The sequence below is a fragment of the Bradyrhizobium sp. USDA 3315 genome (assembly GCF_054056795.1).
In genome coordinates this window covers 4,972,655-4,997,147 of the sequence record NZ_JBSRYP010000001.1, presented here as the reverse complement: position 1 = coordinate 4,997,147, position 24,493 = coordinate 4,972,655, and the positions used below count along the sequence as shown (strand labels likewise).

The window sequence follows — 24,493 nt, the reverse complement described above, 5'->3', positions numbered from 1 at the left end:
AAGACTAGAGCGGTCAAAGAAACGCTTGGCCGTGCGTTTCAGATCCTCTACCGTCGCTTAGAAGGGCGGCGTCCTCACGGTATCTGGCTTTGCCGCCATAGAATTCATCGGAAGCGTTCTTGCATACTTCTCTGTAGAAGTCGTCCCCGTCTTTCCGTCATGCAAAGACGTAGTGGAGAGAAAAAAATCATTGGCTGTTTTGTCATAGAGATAGGCCGCCCCCGCCACTCCAAAAGCGCACTTCATCACGCGAGAGGCCAAGCCGGGCGAGTTGCCGCTTCCGCGTGCTTGCTGTCCCCCACTGCATTTCGAGCGTTGATTTGACCCGCGAAGACCAGAAGTGACCTCTGGAGTGGCCAGACACTTGGTCGATGGGGTCGGCTTCGACTTGGCCCTGTGCGGCGTAACCATCAAGCTCTGTGATGCGATCCCGGTGCGTTGCGCCGCCTGAATCACCGTTCCCAATTGACTATTTGTGATACGCACTTCCTATCACCTCTAGTAGGTGAACCGCCTGCCACTGAATTGTCACTCGGCCGCCGTAAGGGCCTCGGGTTTTGAAGCGAGATCAGATATCGCAATCAGCTCGCATCCGGCATGAGGTCGTATTTGAAGCACTTTTCTCACCTGCGCAATCAACAAGGCGCTCACGGCTTCGGCGGCTGAGGCGAGGTCGCCAGAGGAGATGAGGCAGGCTGTCATATGGATCGGTGGATCTATCAAGAGCGGCCTCAAGTCTTCGTGCCCTGGAACATCGAGAATATCGCCCTTGGGCAGGATCGCATTCGCGAGACCGGCCCTGACAAAGGAGAGCGCACTGGCGAACGTGTCGACTTCAGCGATGCAGTTCGGCATCACGCCGGCCACTTCAAACGTCCGATCTAATGCGTCGCGAATTGTGTTTGGGCGCGTCGGCAGTACAAGAGGGAGTTCGGCCAATTCCTCAAGCGAAATGGCGGGAGCGACTTCTCCTGTATCGGGAGGACGTACCAGGTGGAGTCGCTGTTGAAAGAGTGGCTGGCGAGTAACACCTGAGGTGGGTTCATCCTCAAGCACAGCGCAGATATCAAGCGCTCGTGATGCGATGAGCGGTTTCATCTGAAGAGAGTCACCCGTAACAAGATGGAGGCGTACTTTTGGGAGCACTGTCCGGCTGGCTTCCATCAAGGCGCAGGCGAACGAAGCGGCGAGCGCTGAGGACATGCCGAGCCTTACAGCACCTTCCGGCTCTCCTGCCGTAGAGCGGATGATGCTGCGCAGTTGGTCAACCTGCTGAAGGATGGACGTGGCCTCACGATAAAAGACCTTGCCCTCGCGAGTCGGGCGAACGCCACGTACGCTACGGTGCAGCAGCACGACGCCAAGCTCGGCTTCCAAGGCAGCCATCTGCTGACTCAGGGCCGGCTGCGCCACGTGGATTGTCGCCGCTGCTTGGCAAAAACTACCAGCATCCACGATGCCCGTGAAATATCGGAGATGACGCAGTTGCATAAAGCTGGAAGACATAGCACCCCAGACTCGTCCGTAGTTCAGGCGATGTTCCGGATAATACCATTGAGCGCTTCGTGAACCGCTTTGATAACGGTCGAACTCAAGCTCAAGAGTGTAGTGTGTGTGTTCATTGAAATCTGAAGCTTGAGCTGATCCATGGTGTCGTCCGGATTCATCGTCGCCATGTGACTTCTCAAGCTGCGCTGCGATGCCTCAACAGATCTGCCAAGCGAGCCACTTATAGTCCTGATATCCACCTCACCTCTCCAAGCCTGAGGATAGTGCGCTGTGGTGGCGCATCCATGTTGCACTGACAACTTCTGTTGCGGCACCTATTGCGTCGATTAATGTGCACAATGCGTCGAAATGACGCCTCGTGACGCCGTGATCCATGTCACGTTTCAACGATTGTCGCCAACTCTCGAACTCTCTCTCCAGGGCAGATAACTCTGCGCCATCGATGTCGTTTACCAGCCGCTTCTGCAGCTCAAGCACGACCAGATGCTCGCTCACAGTTACCCCTCCTCTGCTATCCATTCCGGCTTGCTAGGATAGGGAACGTGCACGTCGGCCTCACCGATATGCACAAGCATTCCGTCGCGTTCGATGACAACGATCTTGCCGAAATGATCGATATTGTCGCCGACTTTTAGGCGCGTTCCGTTCTGAACGACGATAAATGGAGACCGGCCGAGGTGTACACCTCTCGCTAGCGGCAATACCCCGGGCGAACAGTGTGCCTCGAGCCGGATGTGGGGCGCGAACTTCTCCTCAAAGCGGGAAGCAACGGTCTGCCATTCGCTATAGGCGGTTGGGGTAAGCGCCCCCGAAACGAGGACGACGTCTGGCTTCACCACGATACGAATCATGCGACGGAGTTCGGTCGTCGTCGCTGTCTCTAGAAAGGTTCGCGCGCGGTCCGGCGTTGCGACCGTATCATCAATTGTGCGGACCCCGGGAATATCCTGCTGCAGGTGGCGAAGGGCCGCTTTGACGATTGCATCGCTCGGGCCATATCCCGCTACTGATATCCCTCCGGGGCTCCCCACGCGAATGCTCCCCTCGATGCCGAATGCCCGCATGACAGTCGCGGACAGGTCGATGACCTTTGCATCAGACAGAACGGTGGCAGTCGCCGATTTGGGTGTTATCTCTGCTGTTAGCCCGGCGTCACGTAGGGCTGCTTTAATCTTTGTCGCCTCTCCAGGTCCCAAGTCGCCGTCGACGATCAGCTTATCATCGGAGAGCGCGATGCTGAGCCCGCTTCCGACGTTCAAATCGCGAAGGACGTTCCTGGCAATTTTGATCGGATCGGTACCCGGAACGGGGGCCGAGGTGAACGAGGAAACAACACTTGCTATCCCGGCGCAAGTTCCGTAGACGATGATCAGAAGGCCGCAAGCGGCCGCGCCAAGCCGAAATGGCCGAGGTATCGAGTTCACCCCAAGACTAGCTTCTCGACCCCGGGTCGCCTGTTCTCCGGGAGCTGAGGGGGCATGCTCTGCATGCGGCCTTCTGCACTCGACCACGGCGTCGATCTCGGGAAAGCTGCCACCGGTCGGGCCAATACTGAAAATCGTCCGCCCAACCTGAACCGGAGTGAGTGGATCGAGGATCGTCGGGCACTCTGTGAGACAATCACCACCGCCGATGAGCACACCCGGTGCGAGTGCGGTGATCTGGATTTGCCCGGCCTCGATGACAATGCGAAGATGTGAGTCAACCAGTTCCGGATCTGCGAAGGTAAGGTCGTCAGCGTCATGACTACCGACTAGCCACGCTCCATCGCCGAGCGATGTCTCGGCCCCCTTGTTAGGGCCAGATAGCACATGCAAGGACAGCCGGGTCTGATCGACCGTGAGAACATCTTGTTCAATGTTCGCATTTCTCATTGCAGCGATATCCGTCCCAATGGCTGTATGGAGATATCGGGGGGAAGCTCCTGATAGGACAGCACTGGAAGTTCGTAGAGGTCGGTTTCGATGATCTTGCGCACGTATCGACGTATATCCATCGAAATCAGCAGCACCGGCTTGTGCGGCTGCTGGTTGAGGTCGCCGATAGCCTCTCGTATCGCGTCAATGATCTGACCTGTGATTCGAGCGTCGAGGGCGAGATAGCTGCCGGCGGAAGTCTGCCGAATGGCATTGCGCACTGTATCTTCCACGTCTGGCGTGAGAAGGTAGGCTGGCAACAGGTTCATGCCGATACAATACGGGGCGCACAGTTGCCTCTTCAGCGCACAGCGCACATGCTCGGTCAGCAAGACAATGTCTTTTTCGTTCTGTGCCCGTTCGACCAGTGCGGCGAGGATGGTGCGCATGTTACGCAACGAAACCTCTTCCGAGATCAGTCGCTGAAAAACCTCTGAAATCTTCTGCAGAGGTGCCGAGCGCAGTACCTCCTTTACGAGTTCTGGGAGTCGCACCTCAATGTGGTTCAAAAGAGCTTTCGTCTCCTGGATTCCGACAAACTCAGCAGCATGCCTGCGCAGGATTTGAGCCGTGTGGTAGCTAAGAATCTGAATCGATTCCAGGAACGGGATGTCGGCAGCGCGCAACGATTCGCGATGTATGACATTCACCCAGACCGTCTCGATCCGAGGAAGGAAAGATTGATCCAGAACATATGGAATGCCCACGAGATCGAGGTTCTCGGGAGTATCGCGCGCCAAAAGATGTTGCGACCGCAGCCGTCCTTCACCGCACGGTATCTCATTTACCATGATGACATAGGCTCCATCCTTGCAGCTGTCATTGACCCGCACATTGATCGCTGGAAGAGGGACACCGAGTTCAAGGAGGAGGGTTTGCCGTTCTGCATCCAATGCTTTCTTGAGCAGATCGGGAGGGATGACCGCCTGAACGTCGCGACCGACGTCGATCATCAGGGGCACGGTGAACGTGATGCCATTGTCGGCCGCTCCGTCACCGTCGGCCGGCTCATCCGATGCCGTTAAGCGCGCCCCCCCTGTCATCGAGTAGCGACGCATTGGCGGTGCGGCCAGCCGCCGATTACGCTGCAGTTGCCAGCCACCGCCTCCGACCACCAGTGCCAGGATCATGAAGATCCCCATTGGAAAGCCAGGGATGAACGAAAAGAGGAGGAGAATGAATGATCCGACAATAAGCGCACGCGGTTGTGCGCTGATCTCGTCGCCGATCTCATTGCCGAGATCTGCACCGCTATTTTCGTCACTAACCCTCGTGACGATAAACCCCGCAGTAATCGCGTTGAAGAGCGCCGGTATCTGACCGACCAGCCCGTCTCCGATAGTCAGGATCGCATAAACCTCGAGCGCCTCGTACAATTCCATTCCCTTTTGAAGCGAACCAATCGCGATCCCGCCGATGATGTTCACGGCAACGCTGATCAAGCCCGCGATAGCGTCGCCCTTGAGAAACTTCATGGCGCCGTCCAGGGCACCGTAGAGCTGGCTCTCGCGCTCAATCGCAACGCGGCGCCGACTTGCCTCTCGGATATCAATACTGCCGGCACGCAAGTCGCCGTCGACGCTCATCTGCTTGCCTGGCATCGAATCCAGAGAAAATCGTGCGGCAACCTCGGCCACACGCTCAGATCCTTTGGTGATGACGACGAACTGGACAATTGTCATGATCAAAAAGGTGACCGCGCCGACCACGAGATTGCCGGCCACTACGAAGTCCCCGAAGGTCTTGATGATCTGGCCGGCGTCTGCATGAAGCAAGATTGTGCGTGTCGCGGCGATGCCAAGCGACAACCGAAAGAGCGTCGTCACCAGAAGCACCGATGGAAAGGAGACGAATGCAAGGGGGGATCTAATATAGACCGCCACCATCAGAAGGAGTGCCGAGAGTCCCAGGTTGACTGCCTGTAGTACATCCATGAGGACCGGCGGCAGTGGAACGATCATCATGAAGATGATCGTGATCAGCAGCGCCACCAGAACAATATCATTACGACCGGTCGCGACCGTTCGGACTTTGTCGAGAAACGTCACACTAGCCACCCGCGCTGCATCCTGTAGGTGCGTGTCCGGCATGATCGATGCGACGAACCGCAGACAGGTTCTCGCCTCGGCGCTGATCCTTGCAAAAGGCCTTGACTAATACCCGTGATCTTCGAAATTGGCCTTCGCCGTCTCATGACAATGGTGGAAACCTGCCTTGCATGGGCAGCGGCCTTCCCGCAATGTCCAGCGTTCGACGGGGGCGACGCGCCCGGTGGTGTTGAGATCGATTTGTCGGTCGCAGCTGCCAACCTCAGCACGCGTTTAAGCAACGATTCCCGCCGCCGCATTGTTCTTGAGAAATTTTCCGAGCTTACGAAGTATGGTGACGCAACGTATGCAGGTGGGTTGCTTAGGCTTCGTGGCGGTTCCAAGCATCGCTCCGAATCGGCGCTTTCAATCTCCCGACGGTCGTCTTCGAGACTTTGTCGTGGTGAGAAGCGATCAATAGTGTTCGTACCCTCGGAACGATTGGAGGTGCGCGGACGCTGCCGTGGGACAGCCACCGTCGATCCCGTCGCTGCCCCCGAGCAAGTACGGATTCTCCAACTGATATCATCGTTTTGCCGAAACATGCCGCCATCTCCTAGTCTTGATTGATCCCGTCACGGTTCGATAAACCGCAGCGGCGGTTTGGAACCTCGTTCAAGATCAGTTCGACCTCGTCCCTAGGGAGCAACTATCGTGCCGACTCAGTTCTCGAACCAGGAGACCTATCTTCAGCGGGAATGCGAGCGTGGCCGGCGTTTAATGAGCGGAATTTAGGTGCAGTTCGTTGGTCACCGACCTGGGTCACGTTACTATGCCGACGTCGATCAACCATGACCACGCAAAGACAATTTACCACTGTGCGCGTGGTGGATGATTGAGAATGCGCGCAAATGCGACGAAGCGGCCTGCGCAGGGCCCGCGGGTGGCGTGGCCAAGTATGAAGTTGTTGTGACGCGGGCAGTGCCACCCATCCAAACTGCGCAACTTTATCACCTTCATGGGCGCGACCGACCGTTTGCGATCCAGTTCGGCGAGCCTTTTTGCAAGCTCAGCGGACGGCTCTCCCATGGCGTCTGTTCGCTGATCCCTGCTAACTTCTCACAGAGGCGCTGCTACATGGAACTTCTGCCCCTCCCCATAACGGCTGCACCCGCATTGTTAGATGGTCCGCTCATGAGATCCATGATTTAGAGATCCGTCTCCTTCAGCGGGCCGGCGGTCAAGGCACGCACCAAATTGTCGCATTTCTCGAGCTCCCGATATACCTTACGTGCAGCGTTGCAAGCTTCCTGACGCGCCTGACGCGCTTGTTCGGCTTCCGACAGCGCCTCCTCAAGGCGCCGTTCGAGCAGCCGTTCGTGATCGCGCAGTGAGGCCATCTTCGCTTTCGCCTCCTCCAGATCGTTGAGAGCGACGGTTTTGCCAATCAGCAAATCGTATATCTCGCGCTCCAGTCGAGGTCGGTCTTGCCGCCATGTGCGAAGGACTGCCCGTGCCGCTTCAATAGCCGCACCGGATTTGTCGATGGCTGACTGCCGCACTCGTAGAGTCTCGTCGGCCCGGCGACGCCGCAACTCCCTCAACTCAAGCAATTGATGCACGGCCTTGGGAGTTACGCCAGGCACGTGGCAAGCTCCTGAAGCATTGCGTCGAAGCCAATTTGTTCACATCTTGGCTGTCGCAGGAACGTCCGTATGCTCTCAATCTTGGCGATAGCCGTCTCGGCGTGCGGATCGGCTCCTTTCTTGTACTCGCCGACCCGTATCAATAGTTCCACCTCCTGGTATTTAGCTATCAGCGACCGCAACTCACCCGCTAACTTCTCATGCCGCGACGACACGATAGCACTCATAGCACGGCTGACGCTTGCCAGAATATCGATAGCGGGATAGTGGTTCGACATCGCCAAGGTGCGTGAGAGCACAATATGGCCATCCAGGATGGAACGGGTTTCATCGGCCAGAGGTTCGGTGACGTCATCGCCTTCGACAAGCACGGTGTAAAACGCGGTTATCGATCCACGATCGTTGTTGCCGGCACGTTCCACGAGCTGCGGCAAGGCTGCAAAGACCGAGGGCGGGAACCCACGCAGAGTGGCCGGTTCGCCGGCCGCCAGACCAATCTGCCTCTGTGCGCGCGCAAAGCGCGTTACCGAATCCATGAGAAACAACACACGCTGTCCCCGATCTCGATACCATTCTGCGATTGCCGTCGCCACATAGGCCGCCTTCACCCGTTCCATCGCGGAACGATCCGAGGTGGCAACGACAAGAACTGATCTTCGTCGCGCCTCTGAGCCGAGATCACGTTCGATGAACTCCTTCACCTCTCGGCCACGCTCTCCAATCAGCGCTATCACCGTTACGTCAACCGCCGCGCTGCGCACCAACATCGACAGCAGTGTGCTCTTGCCGCCGCCCGCCGCGGCAAAGATTCCCATTCGCTGTCCCTCGCCGCACGTCAAAAGACCGTCGATCGCGCGTATGCCGACTGGAAGAGCGCGATCAATGAAGCGCCTAGTCAAGGGACCGGGTGCCTCGCTTTGGACTGGAACTCGGGCGTCTGGAAGCAGAGGCCCTCGAATGGATGTGTCGAGAGGGCGACCGAGACCGTCAAGCACCCGGCCAAGCAAGTTCCAGCCCGCTGGCACTGTCAGAGGCTCTCCCATCGGGATCACCTCCGTGAGGTTAGAAAGCCCCTGTATTTCGCCAAGCGGCGTTAGAATGGCGATGTCGTGCTGAAATCCGATAACTTCCGCCGACAATTCGCACTTGTTCTCGGGATTGCGGAGCATGCACAGGTCGCCTATGCGGGCGCCCGGCGCCGTTGCACGGATGATTGTCCCGACGATTTGAAGGACTCGGCCGCAGAGACGCATTGTCGACGTCTGCGCCACCACTTGGCGAGCGAGCTGAAACAAGCGATCGATGTCGTCGTGCGAAGAATGAATGGCAGCGACTGCCGTTGGCAACTCGGGTCGCTCGGTAATCACGTTGCAGAGGCCTTTAGGCTGCTGCGCAGGCCGGATTCGATCGCCGCCAATTGGCTTTCGATCGTGGCGTCGACCAGTCCAGCATCGGTCTCAAGGATGCATCCGGCATCTTTGACCCGCGGATCAGAAACTATTTCGACGACGGCGCGCGACGTCGCCGTCGAGAGCAGTTCGTTCAATCGTCTGCGAACCGTTTCAACATGCGCCGGTGCCAGGCGTAAGCGGACGAGGGAGCTATGGCCCGTGAATCTCAGACTGTGCAAAGCGATCTGCACTGCAGCGTCATCCGGCGCGACGGTATCGATTACCCGACGTGCGATCTGCAGACCCATGTCGACAATCCGCTCTTGATTCTCCTCCATGATCCGCAGCGACGCAACGGCGATAGCGGTTAAACGTTGTTCGATGATCGCCTGCGCGGCCGTCAGCGCGGCTTCCTTGGCGGCCGTCTCGATCATTCCTGCAGTTTCGCGCGCCCCATCCACGAGCGCGTCCGCATCGCGTCGCGCTCGAGTGAGCAATTGCTCAGCGTCCACGATCGTCTGTGCGCTGGCGGCCGGCAAAACTCGCCCTGGGCCGAGGATGCTGACCCCGCCCGCCGTCAGTTGAACCAGTGCGACCATGTCGGCATCTCTTTGCGGATCAGGCGTCGCATCGCCCGAAAGGCGTCCTCGCCGACAGTGTCGTCACGGCAGGCGTCCGCCACCACCATCCAGATCGCTGCGGGGCGACGCAATCGTAGTCGGGCGCCCAGTCCATGCGGGATTGCGCCTATCGCAAGGCCGAACATCGCCGCACCGCGGTCGAGAAATGCACGAGGCGCAGTCGGCATCTCGGAAGCGCTGATCGCGGACATCAGCTCGACGGTCGGTCTCGGTAGCAGTGCAGCATGCGATGCGAATGCGAAGGCCTCTTCTCCGAGAACGGCGCGTGCCGCCACAACATCGGCCGTCCGAACGAGACCGATGAGGCTGGACGCGCCGATCCAGGCTCCGGCCAGGCAGATCAGGCGTGTAGCGTCTGGTGCAGGCAGAAATGCGAGCCGAATTCGTGGTGCGTTGCCAGCCAAAATAATCGCGGACGCTTCACTGCTTTGACCGCGAAGCAGCCAGCGTCCAAGCTTGATGCGGATGAATGGGTCGGACTGAGCGAAGTCTATAGGTATCCACTCGGGCCAGCTAGTCGCCAGTGCGTCATCGAGATCAGCCGCAGGATCGGCGATGCAGCGCATCATCGCTCCCGCCCACGGCGTATCAAGCCATTCATCCGGGGTTTTTGCTGAGCTCATTGGCAACATAGCCGGATTGTTCGCTTCGGCGAAGCTCATGACGCTGCAGTACCGTCGCTACGGCCAAAGCGCCACCGCCATAGGAGAACGACGAGCACTGCATTGCCGATCAGCGACGCCGCTATTGCGCCGACGAGACCGATCAAGAGGTGCGACGGGGCACTACGTTCCGACGCACCGGCGGTGAATTCCGTTCGACCAAGCGTCATATTGTCCTGATTTGCCTCTACAAGAACAACTGAGACCCGATCGTAGGATAGGCCCCTTAAGCTATTTGCGACCAGTTCCTTGATCTTAGGCACGATCTGATCGATCGGAGCACCGGGCTTGTAACGGACGAGCACAGCAGCAGTTGACGAGGCGGGTGGATTACGATCGTCACTCGCGGTTTCAGGCAAGACCGCGTGGACCCGGGCATTAAGCACGCCGTCGATACTGGACAAAGTCTGCGAAAGCTCCTGTGTGACCCCATAAATGTAGCGCACACGCTCCTCTGTGTCCGATGAGATCATCCGATCCTTCTTGAAGAGAGTGCCCATATCGGCGAAATGATCGCGAGGCCAGCCGGCGCTGTCTAACACATTCATAGCCTGCGGCACGTCTTCTGTTGGCACCACTAGCGAGGTTGTGCCGCCGGTGTCTGTCGTGCGTTCCGCGCGGATACCTTGTCGCATAAGCAACGCAAGCATTTCGTTCGCCTCGCGCGCTGAGAGGTTGCGATAGAGCTCGATCCTCGATCCGCAGCCCACCAGGGTGGACAGCACCAGAAGTGCCACTGCCCGTTTCAATACAAGCGCCACGCCCACGTCATCGTAGCTTATTGGCTATTCAGGAGAGTGTCGAGCGTGTGGGTCGCCTTCCCAACCACCTTGGTCACAAGGTCGTACTGCAGGCTCATAGCTGATAGCTCGATCTGCGCATCGAGCCACTCAGCTGAGCGGATGTTCCCCACGTTCATGCCCTCGCCAGCCCTGCGAACGCCTTGCATGGATTGTGCAAAGCCTGCGCTCAGCTTTTCCACGCCACTGAGGATATCATCGGACAGGCGAGGAACGAGCGGTCTCCCTGCCTCCTCCGGCAACCCGCCCCCAGCCACGATCAACGGTTCGTCAGCTCGCTGCGCTGGCACCGGCGGCTCCAGCGCGGCTCGAAACGCCTCGACGGATTCAGCCGATACTTTCGATGTGTTTGGCATCTCCATCGCCAAAGAGGCTGGCCGCGGGAGGATACTACCTACGCTGCTCATTAGATGTCCTTTCCTGCAGTATGTGCCGGCACGGTCTGGCCCAAAGCTGTGAGGAACCCATCGAGGCCAGGCTCGCCGCTTGGCAGACGCCTGAGCACAGCATCGCGTTCGCTTAGGCGTCCATTAAGTCCAAGAGCCAGGGCCTGAAATGCCATCCCATATGCATCATTGGCCTTGGCAAGAGGATCGAGGCGTTCCAGCGCTGCTGGAATATCGCCTGCCGTCAGATCTGCGACCGCATAAGCAATGACACACTCCCGGCCGCCCGGCGCAATCACGTCAAGCCCCTTCGCAATCCGCCTCGCCCTCACCACGTCGTTCGTGACACAAGCCAAGAATGCTGCCTCGGTGAGACGTCGCAGCAGTCCGGAGCGGCTCTCGGGTGTCGGACAAATCGACAACAAAGACATACATACCGAATTGTCCCTAACCGAGTCATATGTCGTTTGCCGATCATCCATGTCATATCCCGCCATCGACCTCCGCCGGGAAGACATCGCGCCCGCCCCCCGCCCGAAAGGGCGTACGCTCGCAACACGTCCCGTGACTAGGCACTCATCTCGCCACCACATGGCAAGATCGTCTGCCGAGTGGCGTTGTGCGCTGCAAGCGATCAATTCTCAGAATGATCTAATTCGGCCGCTCGAGCGGCGCCAATACAATACAGGCATGGTGTCATAACGGTAGCCTATGGATAGTGGGCGCCCTCCGTCGACCGCACGGTCCGGAACAAAGTGTGAGCTGCTCGCGGGCGTTTCGTCCAAGGCGACTGCAGAACCCAATCCGCGCCAATACGATCCTTATCGTTACCTGCTTAAGGCAAAAATGCGTGCGGCTTGGCGACGAGCTCTTGCCGAACGACTCGTTTAACGCAACGACACGCATTTCCGGGTTAGCGCCGCCGTCTCAGCGCTCGCGCTGAGACGCACCGATCCATCACGGGCGCCTATGCCTTCATAGCGATCAAGTATTTTGCGCCGTGCGCCGCCTCTAGTAGTGACGTGCGGAGCTGTTGATCCAACCGGGACACGGAGGAACGCCATAAGCCAGCTGCCGGGACGTTCTCGCCGTGAGGAGGAATCGGATTCTGGCACACCTCGTCATCGGCAGACGATGCCTGTCGGTGGCCTTGAGCGGCCGGCCCGAGAGCAGGTCGTTGCGCCTTGAGCGGAGCTGGCGGCGCAAGCGGTTTCGCATCCCGCTGGTGCTACGGTGCGTTGGCAAGGAGGCCGTCTGGGAGGGGCAATGAACCTCGATGACACAGTGGAGGCTGCGCGACAGACCATCGCACAGATGGATAGTCTCTTGACGCGGGCTCGCGAACAACTTGGCCGTTGTGCCGGCCCTTTGGGCGACGGCACTATGAGTGCCGCTTCAATTTCTGCATTTGTCGCCGATCAGGACGAAGTGTTTCAAAGAGCCTATGCGGGCGAGCTGGCGGCCCTCAATCACATCCTGCCAGCGCCTGAAGCGATGTCGCATGTCCCAGACACCAAGCCATCTCCACGAAGAGCGTGATATGATGAGAATGGCGGATGGTGAGCTATTGAATGGTGATGCGACAGACACCGATCGGTTGGCACAGCTCGCCATCGACTTCGTGGCGGGGCGCGCGGACCTGGCTAGCGCCATTGGGATCACGGATGATGAGCTTGAGGCCTTATATATATTTGGCCACCGCTACTATTCTTGCGGCAAGTATGAGGAGGCGCGAGATTTCTTTCGCTTCTTGTGCCTGCACCGGCACATCGATGCACGATTCTGGTTTGGTCTGGCTGCCAGTAGTCAGATGCTTGGGGATCCAGAGAATGCCACGCACGCCTATCGGCTGGCCGGGCTCCTGAATAGCGAGGACCCGCAAATCCCGCTTCGAGCTGCCGAATGCTTCGTCAAACTAAATCATCCCACCGCGGCCATCACCGCACTCGAGAATGCCTTGGCGCTGAGTGTCAGAAGGCCCGAACACAAGGCTTTGGCCGGCCGTGGGCTGATGATGCTTAACCGCCTCAAATCCCAACTAGGCTCCAACCATGGATAGAGTGACCATGTGGGCGTTGACGAGCAAAACACTCCCCGAAGTCGGGACGCTGCCCTTCAGTGCCCCTGCCACCGAGCCTTCGGGCAACGGCCGCAAGACTGACGCCAACCTGTTGCCGCAATCAGTTTCCGGAGAGGCTGTCGCGTCAGGTTCGATTCCAAACTTACCGCCACCACGTGCGTTCGATACGATTGACCTCCTTACCACGTTTCTGGCTCTGAAGAACAAGATGACGGATGGACAGGTTGCAGCCGGAATAGAGGACGCGCGACATTGGGGAGAGCAGCAAAGGCAACTGCACGAGAAAACCTCTAAAAGCATCATTGAAGCGGCAAAAAGATTGGCAGAAGCAAAGAAGAGCTCCGGCATCATGAAGTTCTTCGGATGGCTAGCGGTCGGATTGACGGTCCTGGCTGCCGTTGCCACCGGAGGAACTCTTGCAGTCATGGCGGCGGCAGTGAGCGTCGGAGTAGCGACTCTCGTCGAGACGGGGACCATCGATAAGATGACCGCGTCAATTGTGAAGAGTCTCGAGAAAGACGGAATCGAGGGCGACAAGGCCAACACCTTGGGCGCGGTCATCACGATTGGCATCATACTCGCTGTCTCGGTGCTAACGGTCGGCGCGGGCTTTGCTAGTGGAGCTGCAAGTGGATTGCGTATCACCGCCTTGATACCGTCTAACTCTGTCAAGGCTGTTCAGATAGGCCAGAGAGTTTCGACGGCGGCTCGAGTCGGCGAGGCAGTGGTATCGCTGGGCGGGGCTGGCGCCGGCATCGCCAATGGCATCCAGCAGAAGGAGGCAACGGACGCCCAGGCGGAAACGTTGGACATCAGCAAGTGCATTGCGAGATTGAGAGCACTGCAAATCGATGAAATGGACTTCATCAAGCAGTTGCTTCTCGACAGGACGATGACCACACAGAGGGTTGCCGAGGCGATTGAGAGGCAGAGTGACTCCAACGCCAATCTCGTAAGGCACTTCGCCTGACAGGCTGCGTGGGGCTACTTATCGAACTTAAGGAATGTGGCGATGGCGTTTGCGATCGAACGTGAAACGAGCGTCGGCGGGTACGAACTGTTGAATGCTGCCGTGCATCAACAACTTCCGTGGCTGCCGATCTCTGCTGCGGTCCGCGGCAGAAACCTGCCAGAAGGCGAGATCCCACGCCCTCTTGCGGATCCCGTTGAGGGCGCGCGGGGTCGGGGATCAATTGGCGTACCGCATCTCGCGGACGTTGTGATCGACGAGAAGCTTTCCAACGTCGAGGTCAAGCTGAAGGACTTTGTTACGGGGAACGACATATCAGCAGTCGCCGCGCTCATCGTTCGGCTCAATGCCGAGTTCCGCAAAGCGGCGAGGTCGGACCGGTCGGCCGCGCTCAACGTCGAGATCGCTGCGCAGGAAGCCGCTGCCAAGGCGCTTCGCAATTCAGGACTATGCCAGTTGTTCGGCGCAATAGCCACCTCTGGTGGCGCGATGTTAGGCGCCGGCGTGAACCTCAAGGGCGCGCGCCAGATTCAAGCGCGCTTCGACGAGCTGTACAAGGCCAAGATCCAGACGCCGCTCCCGAAGTCTGGCGTGGAGCCACCAGCCCCGAACAGCCCTTCAGCTCAAACGCCGCGCTTTGACAAACCGGAAGGCGAGCCGGAGCTCTGCGACAAGCCCCAAGGCAACGCGCAATTTACCCAAGCGCCGGAGCGCGAGGCGCGGTGCTCGGAAGACAGCATCGAGATGACGCGTCTGGATGGGAGCACATCATCGAGCAGAGGCAATACACTAGGCGACCCGCCTAGGCCGGACGCGCCCGATAGCACGACGGCCCCCCTTGAGTTTACACGCGTTGTCCAGGCACAGACAGCAGCCCAGCAGGCGGCGATGAGATGGAATGGCTTGGGCACAATCGCGACAGAAGCCTTTAAGCTTCCCGGAGCCGGCCTGAACATGGGCGCGACGCACTACCAGGAGGAGAAGGCGAAGCTGGAGGCGGACAGCACCAAGGCGCGGGCGCAGATGGAGGACGAGAGTGAATTCATGGCAAGCTATCAGGCGACGATTCAGGACTTTCTGGGCAAGCTTGCAGAAATTCGTCGTGCCGATACCGAGGCGAGAAGCAAGATCGTCTATATGGCTTGAGTACATCGTTCGGACGAAAAACGTCTGAGTTTCAGAATGACGTAAGATGATCAATGCAATGTCTGGATACCAGCCCTATGCGTGGGCCAGCAGCGCAGGAAATGTTCTCCCGGGCGGCCTGTCTTTGGGCTCGATAATGACGCTGATTCTGATGGAACGGCATGACATTTACCAGAGTCAAATCCGATCTCAGATCGACGAAATGCAGGCGCGCAACAATTTGCTAAAAGATATGAATAAGGCGTTGGCTGTCCTGCGTACCAATCGGCCTACCGACGAAAAGACGGCTAAAGACTACGGAACCTTCGTCGATTCGCAGGGCAAGACTCAGGATATTTTTGAATGGATGCGGGGAAAAGGCATCCCCATCGAGGCGCAAGAGGGCGACAAGAAAAATGTAACGTGGGGCGTCAACCCTGCTAGCCACAAGTTCGAACTTATGCTCACCGAGACGGAAAATGGCGCCCACAGAAATGTGCAGTCGCAGTTCGATGCTGCCATCAACAATCTTAAGGCAGCGATTGACAGCGCCAACAGCGAAGGGCAGATGGCGTTGATTTATCTGCAAGGGCTGCTTGATAAGCTCAATCAGGTTGCTGAACTGATGTCTAACCTTCTTTCGAAAGATCAAAAGACCAAGGAGGTGATCATTGGCAACTCTCGTTAAGAGACGGCAACAAATGAGTAGTACAGGACGGGGGCAGTCACCCCAGTTCTGCCCACCTGTTCTCACAGTTACAATGAATGCAAGTGCGGCGGCGGATGAAAAGTTGAATGGATGCGCATTCTCCGCGGGAACGCCGCCTCCTCAATGTCTAGCAAGACCTTGCTGACGTTCCTTTGTCTACTGCTTACCGGATGTGCCGGCTCTGACTCGATTGCTGAACGCGGTGTTCTGCTGGCTTCGCCGAGCGTCGGCTCGCATGCGCCGGAGCCCACCTTCTCAGCGGGGACACTGCAAGCACGTAGCTTTGAACTGCTGGCACAGCCGCCGACCCGGCCGACCACCGCCCCCGTGGAGCGGCGGCTGCCGGTCACCTCCGATAGCACTCGCGTGAGCCTCGACTATGCCAATGCCGATATTCGGCAAGTTGTGAATGACATCGTGGGCGACATTCTGAGCATGCCCGTCATCATCGATCCGGGCGTTGGGGGAAAAATGACGCTTCGGACCTCGGGCCAAGTCCCGGCGAGTGACGTGCCGCGATTGCTCGACCAAGCGCTGGCACCGTACGGCTACGGACTGGCCGTGGTTGACCGCGGAGTTCGGGCGGGGCGCTTGGTCGACCTCGCCGGCGGAGCACGAAGCGATGTGCAAGTGATTCCTGTTCGCTATGTCGATCCAGCCGATGTCATCAAGGTGATCCGACCAAACGTCGAGGAGAGCGTGCGTCTGACACCCGCGCCGGGAGAACAAGGTATTGCCGTCAGTGGACCGCCCGGCTCGGTGAGTTCCGTGCGCGAACTCATCGACTTACTTGACACCGATGCCATGGCTCACAAATCGTTTGCGCTGTATACGCTGGCTCAGGCGAGTCCGGCCGCGGTAGAGCGAGAACTCAGTTTCTTGTTCAGCCAGAATGGACAGGACAGAGCGCGCGTTCGGCTTGCGCCACTTGAGCGGCTGAACGGCATTCTTGTGGTCGCGGACGACCCTGAGGTACTTCAGCAAGTTCGTCGGGTTATCGCCAAGCTGGATAAGACGTCGGAGGCAGCGGCAAACATTCACGTGCGTCCACTTCGGTATCGAAGGGCTACGGAAGTGGCGCAGGTGCTAGCACGAGTCTTTGGCGCTCAGCCGCCCAGTGCCGTATCTCGCGCGCAGCCCGCGGGAGAGTTTGGAAAGTTGTCAATCGGAAGCGCATCCGATCGATCGAGTTTGCCCCTAAACGTTCCCGGCCTGTCGGACGAAAAATCAGATGCGGCCGCGTCAGCAACGCAAGCAAAGGACGATGTGGTAGTCTCCGCAGTCAGTCTTGGCCTGTCGGCGCCGGTGCGGATCCAGGCGGATCCCGGCCAAAATGCACTCGTGATCTTCGCAACGCCGCACGACGACAAAATCATCGAAGCCGCAGTTCGTCGGCTTGACGTCAAGCCGCGGCAGGTCCTGATCCAGGTCATTGTCGCGGAGGTGCGGTTGAGCGATCATTTGCGATACGGTGTCGACTATCTTCTCTCCTCGCTGGATTTGGGTGCCGTTCCACAAGGTGGTTTGTCCTATGTGTTCCCAAATAGGGATGTCAACGTTGTGCTACACGCGCTAAGTGGCGTCGGGGACGTCAAGGTCGTATCGGCGCCACGTATTCTCACAGTTGACAATCAAACCGCGACAATTGAAGTGGGCGATCAGGTCCCGATCCTCGCGCGATCCTCACAATCCACGCTAAGCCAAAGTTCAACAATCGTGAACGATGTCGAACTACGCGACACAGGGGTAATTTTGGCTGTAACACCCCGCATCGGCGTCGGAGGTAGCGTGACGCTCGACACCTTTCAGGAGGTCAGTACCGCGAACAAGAACACACTGACCGACGTCCAATCTCCGGTCATTTCGGTACGCCGCCTGCAGAGCACCGTATCGACACGAAACGGTGACACGATCGCGATCGGCGGTTTGATGCAGGATAGCAATAACCGGACGGATTCCGGAGCTCCCGTGCTGAAGGACATTCCGTTGTTGGGACCTCTATTCGGCAGCACGGAGCACGCCAAGGATCGAACCGAGCTCTTGGTGTTACTGAATCCTCGGGTAGTTGAGAGTGGCGCCGATGCGCGGGCTTTGACTGAGGAGCTGCGGGAGAAGTTCGAATCGCTAGCCCCCGATCTCGGCCGCCACCTGACACCCCAACGTAGACGTCGTTCTCAGGCCACGGCTGGCTGAGCTCGATACGATGGATCAATCGTTCGGCGTTATTGTCGTCGAGTTCGATGCGGCCGTCATCTGTGAAAGGCGCCTGCCTCTGCCAACGCGAGAGGGCTCGCTCGAACTTCCGGCTGACGAGGGCCAGCTTGGCGCGCCATACCTCGAAAGCATCGGCCAGCTCTTCTGCTGCCGCCGGCGCTGCTCCACGGCGCGGCCGCGTCTCTCTCGCGCGCAGAATGCTGCAATTTGCTTCAGCGCCTCACTCTCGATTGGCACGGGGACGGCCTCTGCGAGCCTGTAATATGACCCTTGCGATCAGCTGCAGAGGATGAGACTCCGATCCGAGGAGTCTGCATCTCTTCTTACCAGACATAGGCATCACATATTGCTTCATAACGAGCAGCTATTTGTTCTCGTCACAAGGGCTCGGTATCTGTCACATACATGGGTGGGAAAATGGGCCGTCCGCGGTGGTCGCCCCGCTTCGCGTCTTGCTGCTCGAATCCATGTCGACATGAGTGGGCTCCCTCCGAGACAAGCCATACTTGGCGGCTTAAGCCCGAGGCGACCGATATTCCTCTAATCGGGACGGGACAATGCACCTTGAAAAAGTAATGGTCGAACCAACCTCTTCGCATCTCGACTCGGACAGAGCATTGCGATCCAAAAGTGGCTTGCAATGGTTGTGCCCATTTTCTCGGACCTTCGAGGTCATTTTTCCGCCACGGACTGCGACCGGCCCAGCTGAAAATCAGTCAAACTAGAAATCCAGGCCGCGTTTAACGTTATTTTTGCGCCCCCGCTTGCAGCGGTTTGCGGTAGCTGACGCCTCCGCTGCGCGACGACGGTGGTCTATCCAGCTCGGTAGGAGATACATGGTGCGGGGCATTGGCAACTGTTGCATGGCGCCGATCTTGGGATTTATGACCGACGACGCGGATAGCGCGGAAGAGTTTCCTGCCGGGCCGGCTGTTGGCCTTGGAAGAGCCGGCTCGTCATCCTGCGGGATCCTGGAGCAGACGCGCTCAGAACCGCAAGAGGCAACCACCTCTCGCATCAGCCACGGCACCGAGGATCGCCTTCATCGACCCTGGCGCAAGTACCTCGGGAAGCTTGTTAACCGGCTCGGTATGATGATCTCATCCAGTGCGTCGTTCTGTAGAAAATGGATCCTGCGGGATCACGTTCCGCGCCAGAACCTTCATCTGCTGCCGCCGGACTTACTCGGCAAGATCGCCGAGCCGCTCAGCCCGATTGATCTGCTGAAAATGTCGCAGACAAATTGCACACTGCGGAATGCCGCGCAGTTTTATGATCCGGCGCTTCACGCAAAACACCAGAGAGCTATTCGGGTTCAGTCCGTCTGGCACAGGCTGACGGCCCCTCGCCCAGACGTTGCAGATCGCTTTGCCGCGCTGACAGATCCCGACGTGATCCAATCACTAGCGCCCAACTTCGATTGCCTGACCAGAGGACAGCAGGAGCGCCTCGTCAATTTCGCCGGGACGCTCGCTGATTCCGAGCATCGCGTGCGCGTCCTGGGGAGCCTAGGAACGGGCGTGGCAGGGCTTGCGCCCGCGCTGCAGCAGCGCCTGGTCACCTTGGCCAATCGGCTTAACGAGCCCGCGGCTCGCGTTTGGGTCATGGGTAACTTCGGAGAAAGCGTGGCAGGGCTGGCACCCGCGCTTCAGCAGCGCCTGGTCACCTTCGCTGAGCAGCTCAACGAGCCAGAGGATCGCGCGCACGCTGTGCGATACCTGGGAGCAGGCGTGACAGGGCTTCCGCCCGCACTCCAGCGGCGCCTCGTCTGGCTTGCTGAGAATTTCGACCAGCCTGCAGATCGCGTGCGGGCCCTGGAAGGCCTCGCAGCGCATATTGGACGGCTTGCGCCCGCGCTTCAGCAGCGCCTCGTCGCCCTCGCCGAGGGGCTTACCAACTCACCGCTTCTCGCTTTGGCCTTGGGATACCTAGCGACGGGCATGGCAGGGCTTACGCCCGAACTTCAGAAGCGCCTCGTCGACCTCGCCGAGGGGCTCGCCCCGCCGTGGCAAACCGTCTGGGCTCCACAGAACCTCGGACTGGGCGTGGCAACGCTTGAGCCTACGCTCCAGGAGCGCCTCGTCAGTCTCGCTCAGCGGCTTAGCACCCCCAGGGATCGCGCCGCAGCCTTGCGAAGCTTGGGAATGGGCATGGCAGGGCTTTCGCGCGAGCTTCAGGAGCGCCTCGTCACCCTGGCCGAGGAGCTTGACGAGCCCGCCGATCGCGTCCTCGCTCTGGAGGGCCTCGGACTGTGCGTGACGGAGCTTTCGCGCGAGCTCCAACAGCGCCTGGTCACACTGGCCGAGAGGCTTGACAACCCCGCGGATCGCGCCTGGGCCTTGCGAAGCCTGGGAGTGGACGTGGCGGGGCTTTCGCGCGAGCTCCAGCAGCGCCTCGTCGCCCTCGCCGAGAATCTCGGGGATCCCGCGCATCGCGTCGTGGCTCTGGAGGGCCTCGGACTGGGAGTGGTAGGGCTTTCGCACGATCATCAGGAGCGTCTGGTCACCCTCGCCGAGAATCTCGGCGATCCCATGCATCGCGTTTCGGCATTGCGAAGCCTCGGAGTGCACGTGGTAGCGGTTTCACGCGAGCTCCAGGACCGCCTCGTCGCCATCGCCGAGGGACTCGCCGATCCCACAAACCGCGTCTTGGCCTTGCAGAGCGTCGGAGCGGCCGTGGCGGAGCTTCCGCGCGAGCTCCAACGGCGTCTGGCTGCCCTCGCCGAGGGTCTTGCTCAGCCTGCGGATCGGGCTCGAGCCTTGGCAGCGCTGGGATCGTAGGAGGTATGGAACGATTTGTGGGTCTGCCTCAGCGGCCTCTGGAACGGCTAAGCAGGTCCAGCAGACGCATTTGGCCCCACGCACGATTTGGGTGCAGCCACGCCAGTGCTACGTCAAATCGCTCGATGAAATTTTGGCCAATCCGGTCGAGTCCTTACAAGAGCTGGGGGCAGGCATGATCCTGGACGGGAACCACGATCTCCATATTGGAAAGGGCAGCTCCGACACGCAACGATTCACCGCGCCCGGGTTGATTGCGCAATTCACCGAACCGGCGCCTTTTGACTCTGTACGAATCGGACACTTCGCTTCGATTAAGCTCACACACCAAAAAGAAGGACCACGCCTCATCCGGGATCGGAGATACTCCGCACGAGCGGTCGCACTGCAATCCCATCGTGAACTGATCATAGCCATCCGGTATCCGCTTCGCTTGCAATCATCATTGCTTTTCATGCACACGAGACGTCGGGACATTAACCGGCCCATCTGTCAAGCGGTGCGACTGCTTCCAGTCAAGCCCTGCCTCCAAAATCGAGTCCATCCTAGTCGGCCAGCACTCCAAACATAACGTGGCCTGCGTCTCAACTGACAAGCACGCCGCGAAGACCGCTGCCAGTCACGGCGCGTCATGCAGATCAGCCGTATGTGTGAGTGGCCTCCGAAAATCGCACTGGTCTCTGCTCATTCAACCGGCCATCGGACGCTGCGCATGTTGTTTCTGAAGGGCATAACGTCGTCAGCTGACCCCATATCGAAATTGTATTGGCTTCTGGTCGACCGTGAGTAGATGGAGAGGTGGACGTTACTCCGTTGAGCGGCTGCCTGCTCTTCTCCTAGGATGTAGGTTCCGACAAATACGATGTCTTGGAGACGTGGGCCCAGTGAAAACTACTGTTGTGGTTCGGTAAGTCGCCGTGATGGTGAATGGAGTGTCCTGCCGGGCGCTTCAGCGGCTTAGCCAGATAACCCATTCCCATAGCGGTCAAACTCAGTGGAGAGAGTTAGATGCAACTAGCGAGAAGTGCTGCGAGATCCTGCATCACGCCACGTGACCGTTCAATTGCGGTGGCGGCCCCAGTGCCGAAGCGTGTGCGTACCGGGGATATCGCTCGGTTCTCGCAAATGATCGAGGAGGCGAATCTAGACGCCTGCGAGGGATCCGATCGAGCACCCGATTGCAGGCATTTCGACAATGATCCGCATGAACTGGCCGAAAGCGAAAGCACCACGTCTTCTCCCTTGATTGCCGGTTCGATCATCGGTGCCATGCCTGACGCTATACTGCGTCGGCAAGCGCCTGAAGAGCTGTCACGATCGGTTGAACTCGTCGAGCTGAGCAGGAGGATTATCGAGCACACTTTGGTCAGCCGAGATTGTGCCGGCAATACCGAGGTACACGTCATGCTGAACCGCGAATTGTTTGGAAATGCGCGTGTGATCGTCAGTTTCCAGCTTGATACCCTAAGGGTTTGCATCGAGTCCGATCGGCTTTGGCCTATCCTGCAGGTACATGGCCATGCATTTGCGCGCGATTTGTCCGATCGGCTTGACATGCGCATCGTGATGGTCGTCTTCGCATGCAGCTCAATGTTGGACGAACAAGGCAGCAAGGAGCGATTTCGCGGATCTGAGACACTACTCTACTACAAAGTTGAGAAGCGCGTGTGATCGATCTACCCTGCTATGGACGACGTGAGGCTGCCGCCGTTTCGCGTCTTGCTAAACATCTACCAGTCCCCTTCAACATCGCTGGCATCGACGTGGAAGCTGTCATGCCGGGTTCGACACCTCCGCGCTTTCCAGCGGATTACTGCCGGGCCGTGATGCGCCCACGCGGCCACAGGATTCGCGTCACAGTTGACTCGACGCTCCTTCCGGCGGTGGCCGTGCAACATTGGCCAGAGATTACCGCATTGGCGCCAGGTGACGGCCTGCGAGAAATCCTGTTCGACATTGTCTTCCGAGATCTCGCGATCCAGGTGGAACAATGGTGTGGGCATCGGCCGACCTGGTCTTCGGCCGAGAGCACTGACGCGTTTCCGTACGCATTTGAAATTCTTCGCTTGGAGCGTCCAGGCGACATCCTCGGGCTGGTCGAATTCGATGGCGATGGACTGCAATGGATCGCCGAGTGCTGCTCTACGCTTCCCGTCGTGTGCGCCGTGCTAGATGATCTGCCCCTTTATCTCGATCTGCTGGTCGCACGCATCAGCCTTATCTTGACAGATCTGCATCAACTCGCTTCAGGTGATGTCGTCCTGCTGGATACCGCTCCCGTCGATCATCACGGCGTCATGAGTGTTCTTCTATGCCTCTCTGGCGGTGCTTGCTTTCGCGCCTCGATCTCCAATGGCCGCCTTGCCATCCTTTCAGCTGTGGACTGTATGATGGATAGACCGGATCCGCTCCCGCCGGAAACCTTCGACAGCATTGATCTTCCTGTTGATGTGGATGCTGGACGCCTGACCATGCCGCTCAGGCAGCTTCGCGAATTGGCTATCGGCCAAGTGCTGGATCTTGGTTTTGATGCCACGACCAATATCAGCTTGCGCGTCAATGGCCAAGTCGTCGCAACCGGTGAACTGGTGCGCATCGCCGAGCGAACAGGTGTGCGCGTGCTCGACTTGCGATTGGCACGAGCAGAACGATGACGGCGCTGCCCGATCCCGCGACGCTGATCGTCCTAATTGCCTGCATCGCGATCGTCCCCTTCGTTGCGATTACCGTCACCTCTTACGTGAAGCTCGTCGTCGTCTTTGGGCTCATTCGCAATGCTCTCGGCGTTCAGAACATTCCGCCGAACATGGCGCTGAATGCGATCGCCATCCTGCTGTCGGTCTACATCATGCAGCCAGTGGCCAAAGGTGCGTATGAAGCCGTGCGCGACAAACCAATCGCATCCCAAGATATCCGCGAACTAGGGACAACCATAACGCTGGCTGCTGAGCCAGTTCGCAACTTTCTCCTGAGGAACACGTCGCAACTGGAACGGCAATTCTTCGTCAATGCGGCTCGGGGACTGTGGAGCAAGGAGGACGCCGCCGCCATGACTGGCAGCGAACTTATGATTTTGATTCCGGCCTTCATCACATCCGAACTGGAAGACGCGTTCAAGATCGGCTTCTTATTGTTTCTGCCGTTTATCGTCATCGATCTCGTCGTTTCGAACATCCTTCTGGCAATGGGCATGGTGATGGTTTCGCCAATGACCATATCCTTGCCATTCAAGCTGTTCTTGTTCGTTGCCGTGAACGGGTGGCAGCGCCTCATTCATGGCCTCATCTTCTCCTACGCGGGAGCAGCACCATGAATACCGCCACACTCACCAACATTGCCATTGGCGCGCTCAAACTGACACTTGTCCTGTCGATGCCCACAGTCCTCGTCGCTACGGCCGTCGGACTGATCGTCAGTGTTGTGCAAGCCCTGACCCAAGTTCAGGAGCAGACACTCTCTTTCGCCGTGAAGCTGATATGCGTGAGCCTGATACTGGCCGCCACCGCGAATTGGTTTGGTGAACTTAGCCGGTATACGGTGAATATCTTTGACCAGATCGCCGGGATATAATTCTGAGGCCCCAGGGACTTGCCAAATTTGTCTCTTCGCCGAGCGGCACGCAACAACAGCGACCGCC

At 58.5% G+C, this 24,493-nt stretch carries 23 protein-coding genes; 11 read left to right on the top strand and 12 right to left on the bottom strand.

The features are described 5' to 3' along the window. Positions 1-528: 528 nt before the first annotated feature. From ACVIYL_RS23055 to ACVIYL_RS23000, 12 genes are all read right to left on the bottom strand, one after another. Positions 529-1,506, bottom strand: a complete 978-nt coding sequence (locus ACVIYL_RS23055) for a LysR substrate-binding domain-containing protein (protein ID WP_456779897.1) — start codon at positions 1,504-1,506, stop codon at positions 529-531. Positions 1,507-1,529: 23 nt separating this feature from the next. Then, positions 1,530-1,748 carry an EscF/YscF/HrpA family type III secretion system needle major subunit gene (locus ACVIYL_RS23050; RefSeq protein WP_456779896.1) on the bottom strand — a complete coding sequence of 73 codons (219 nt, stop codon included), beginning with the start codon at positions 1,746-1,748 and terminating at the stop codon, positions 1,530-1,532. Between the two features lies 1 nt (position 1,749). Next, positions 1,750-2,004 carry a hypothetical protein gene (locus ACVIYL_RS23045; protein ID WP_456779895.1) on the bottom strand — a complete coding sequence of 85 codons (255 nt, stop codon included), beginning with the start codon at positions 2,002-2,004 and terminating at the stop codon, positions 1,750-1,752. 2 nt (positions 2,005-2,006) lie between these two features. Further along, a complete protein-coding gene (locus ACVIYL_RS23040; RefSeq protein WP_456779894.1) occupies positions 2,007-3,383 on the bottom strand; it encodes an FHA domain-containing protein in 1,377 nt (458 codons plus the stop codon). Next, entirely contained in the window at positions 3,380-5,473 is a 2,094-nt protein-coding gene (sctV, locus tag ACVIYL_RS23035) for a type III secretion system export apparatus subunit SctV (RefSeq protein ID WP_456779893.1), read from the bottom strand. Before sctV ends, ACVIYL_RS23040 begins: the two co-directional genes overlap by 4 nt. 1,187 nt (positions 5,474-6,660) lie before the next feature. Beyond that, positions 6,661-7,098, bottom strand: a complete 438-nt coding sequence (gene sctO, locus ACVIYL_RS23030) for a type III secretion system stalk subunit SctO (RefSeq protein WP_456779892.1) — start codon at positions 7,096-7,098, stop codon at positions 6,661-6,663. After that, on the bottom strand, positions 7,086-8,351 hold the full coding sequence (sctN, locus tag ACVIYL_RS23025) for a type III secretion system ATPase SctN (protein WP_456781873.1): 1,266 nt from the start codon (positions 8,349-8,351) through the stop codon (positions 7,086-7,088). The genes sctO and sctN overlap by 13 nt, the downstream gene beginning before the upstream one ends. A 110-nt stretch (positions 8,352-8,461) precedes the next feature. Then, a complete protein-coding gene (locus ACVIYL_RS23020) occupies positions 8,462-9,088 on the bottom strand; it encodes a FliH/SctL family protein (protein ID WP_456779891.1) in 627 nt (208 codons plus the stop codon). Then, positions 9,067-9,792, bottom strand: a complete 726-nt coding sequence (locus ACVIYL_RS23015) for a hypothetical protein (protein ID WP_456779890.1) — start codon at positions 9,790-9,792, stop codon at positions 9,067-9,069. Before ACVIYL_RS23015 ends, ACVIYL_RS23020 begins: the two co-directional genes overlap by 22 nt. After that, positions 9,789-10,553: a type III secretion system inner membrane ring lipoprotein SctJ gene (gene sctJ / locus ACVIYL_RS23010; RefSeq protein WP_456779889.1), complete on the bottom strand. Its 765-nt coding sequence runs from the start codon at positions 10,551-10,553 to the stop codon at positions 9,789-9,791. Before sctJ ends, ACVIYL_RS23015 begins: the two co-directional genes overlap by 4 nt. A 17-nt stretch (positions 10,554-10,570) precedes the next feature. After that, positions 10,571-10,948, bottom strand: a complete 378-nt coding sequence (sctI, locus tag ACVIYL_RS23005; RefSeq protein ID WP_456779888.1) for a type III secretion system inner rod subunit SctI — start codon at positions 10,946-10,948, stop codon at positions 10,571-10,573. Between the two features lie 50 nt (positions 10,949-10,998). Then, a complete protein-coding gene (locus ACVIYL_RS23000; RefSeq protein ID WP_456779887.1) occupies positions 10,999-11,460 on the bottom strand; it encodes a hypothetical protein in 462 nt (153 codons plus the stop codon). A gap of 784 nt (positions 11,461-12,244) precedes the next feature. Here ACVIYL_RS23000 and ACVIYL_RS22995 point away from each other — a divergent pair. From ACVIYL_RS22995 to sctS, 11 genes are all read left to right on the top strand, one after another. After that, positions 12,245-12,517 carry a hypothetical protein gene (locus tag ACVIYL_RS22995; RefSeq protein WP_456779886.1) on the top strand — a complete coding sequence of 91 codons (273 nt, stop codon included), beginning with the start codon at positions 12,245-12,247 and terminating at the stop codon, positions 12,515-12,517. Then, positions 12,480-13,037, top strand: a complete 558-nt coding sequence (locus ACVIYL_RS22990; protein ID WP_456779885.1) for a SycD/LcrH family type III secretion system chaperone — start codon at positions 12,480-12,482, stop codon at positions 13,035-13,037. The genes ACVIYL_RS22995 and ACVIYL_RS22990 overlap by 38 nt, the downstream gene beginning before the upstream one ends. Beyond that, positions 13,030-14,028 carry a hypothetical protein gene (locus ACVIYL_RS22985; RefSeq protein ID WP_456779884.1) on the top strand — a complete coding sequence of 333 codons (999 nt, stop codon included), beginning with the start codon at positions 13,030-13,032 and terminating at the stop codon, positions 14,026-14,028. The genes ACVIYL_RS22990 and ACVIYL_RS22985 overlap by 8 nt, the downstream gene beginning before the upstream one ends. A gap of 42 nt (positions 14,029-14,070) precedes the next feature. Beyond that, a complete protein-coding gene (locus ACVIYL_RS22980) occupies positions 14,071-15,174 on the top strand; it encodes a hypothetical protein (RefSeq protein ID WP_456779883.1) in 1,104 nt (367 codons plus the stop codon). A 46-nt stretch (positions 15,175-15,220) separates the two neighbouring features. Then, complete coding sequence (locus ACVIYL_RS22975; RefSeq protein ID WP_456779882.1) at positions 15,221-15,841, top strand: hypothetical protein; 621 nt, start codon at positions 15,221-15,223, stop codon at positions 15,839-15,841. Positions 15,842-15,985: 144 nt separating this feature from the next. Then, positions 15,986-18,055 carry a secretin N-terminal domain-containing protein gene (locus tag ACVIYL_RS22970; protein WP_456779881.1) on the top strand — a complete coding sequence of 690 codons (2,070 nt, stop codon included), beginning with the start codon at positions 15,986-15,988 and terminating at the stop codon, positions 18,053-18,055. Positions 18,056-18,939: 884 nt separating this feature from the next. After that, the gene (locus tag ACVIYL_RS22965; protein ID WP_456779880.1) at positions 18,940-20,856 is read left to right on the top strand and encodes an F-box protein; all 1,917 of its coding nucleotides are present in this window, start codon (positions 18,940-18,942) and stop codon (positions 20,854-20,856) included. Between the two features lie 1,125 nt (positions 20,857-21,981). Continuing rightward, positions 21,982-22,527, top strand: a complete 546-nt coding sequence (locus ACVIYL_RS22960) for a hypothetical protein (RefSeq protein ID WP_456779879.1) — start codon at positions 21,982-21,984, stop codon at positions 22,525-22,527. Then, complete coding sequence (locus tag ACVIYL_RS22955; RefSeq protein ID WP_456779878.1) at positions 22,524-23,510, top strand: FliM/FliN family flagellar motor switch protein; 987 nt, start codon at positions 22,524-22,526, stop codon at positions 23,508-23,510. The genes ACVIYL_RS22960 and ACVIYL_RS22955 overlap by 4 nt, the downstream gene beginning before the upstream one ends. Beyond that, on the top strand, positions 23,507-24,169 hold the full coding sequence (gene sctR, locus ACVIYL_RS22950; RefSeq protein ID WP_456779877.1) for a type III secretion system export apparatus subunit SctR: 663 nt from the start codon (positions 23,507-23,509) through the stop codon (positions 24,167-24,169). The genes ACVIYL_RS22955 and sctR overlap by 4 nt, the downstream gene beginning before the upstream one ends. Beyond that, positions 24,166-24,426 carry a type III secretion system export apparatus subunit SctS gene (gene sctS / locus ACVIYL_RS22945; protein WP_456779876.1) on the top strand — a complete coding sequence of 87 codons (261 nt, stop codon included), beginning with the start codon at positions 24,166-24,168 and terminating at the stop codon, positions 24,424-24,426. Before sctR ends, sctS begins: the two co-directional genes overlap by 4 nt. The last annotated feature ends 67 nt before the right edge of the window (positions 24,427-24,493 follow it).

Bases quoted from the DNA above. Each gene is read 5' to 3' on its own strand.
- ACVIYL_RS23055 (WP_456779897.1), bottom strand. From the start codon at position 1,506: ATGTCTTCCAGCTTTATGCAACTGCGTCATCTCCGATATTTCACGGGC.
- ACVIYL_RS23040 (WP_456779894.1), bottom strand. From the start codon at position 3,383: ATGAGAAATGCGAACATTGAACAAGATGTTCTCACGGTCGATCAGACC.
- sctN (WP_456781873.1), bottom strand. From the start codon at position 8,351: ATGCGTCTCTGCGGCCGAGTCCTTCAAATCGTCGGGACAATCATCCGT.
- ACVIYL_RS23020 (WP_456779891.1), bottom strand. From the start codon at position 9,088: ATGGTCGCACTGGTTCAACTGACGGCGGGCGGGGTCAGCATCCTCGGC.
- ACVIYL_RS23015 (WP_456779890.1), bottom strand. From the start codon at position 9,792: ATGAGCTTCGCCGAAGCGAACAATCCGGCTATGTTGCCAATGAGCTCA.
- sctI (WP_456779888.1), bottom strand. From the start codon at position 10,948: ATGCCAAACACATCGAAAGTATCGGCTGAATCCGTCGAGGCGTTTCGA.
- ACVIYL_RS23000 (WP_456779887.1), bottom strand. From the start codon at position 11,460: ATGGATGATCGGCAAACGACATATGACTCGGTTAGGGACAATTCGGTA.
- ACVIYL_RS22995 (WP_456779886.1), top strand. From the start codon at position 12,245: ATGAACCTCGATGACACAGTGGAGGCTGCGCGACAGACCATCGCACAG.
- ACVIYL_RS22990 (WP_456779885.1), top strand. From the start codon at position 12,480: ATGTCCCAGACACCAAGCCATCTCCACGAAGAGCGTGATATGATGAGA.
- ACVIYL_RS22985 (WP_456779884.1), top strand. From the start codon at position 13,030: ATGGATAGAGTGACCATGTGGGCGTTGACGAGCAAAACACTCCCCGAA.
- ACVIYL_RS22980 (WP_456779883.1), top strand. From the start codon at position 14,071: ATGGCGTTTGCGATCGAACGTGAAACGAGCGTCGGCGGGTACGAACTG.
- ACVIYL_RS22975 (WP_456779882.1), top strand. From the start codon at position 15,221: ATGATCAATGCAATGTCTGGATACCAGCCCTATGCGTGGGCCAGCAGC.
- ACVIYL_RS22970 (WP_456779881.1), top strand. From the start codon at position 15,986: ATGTCTAGCAAGACCTTGCTGACGTTCCTTTGTCTACTGCTTACCGGA.
- ACVIYL_RS22965 (WP_456779880.1), top strand. From the start codon at position 18,940: ATGGCGCCGATCTTGGGATTTATGACCGACGACGCGGATAGCGCGGAA.
- ACVIYL_RS22960 (WP_456779879.1), top strand. From the start codon at position 21,982: ATGATCGAGGAGGCGAATCTAGACGCCTGCGAGGGATCCGATCGAGCA.
- sctR (WP_456779877.1), top strand. From the start codon at position 23,507: ATGACGGCGCTGCCCGATCCCGCGACGCTGATCGTCCTAATTGCCTGC.
- sctS (WP_456779876.1), top strand. From the start codon at position 24,166: ATGAATACCGCCACACTCACCAACATTGCCATTGGCGCGCTCAAACTG.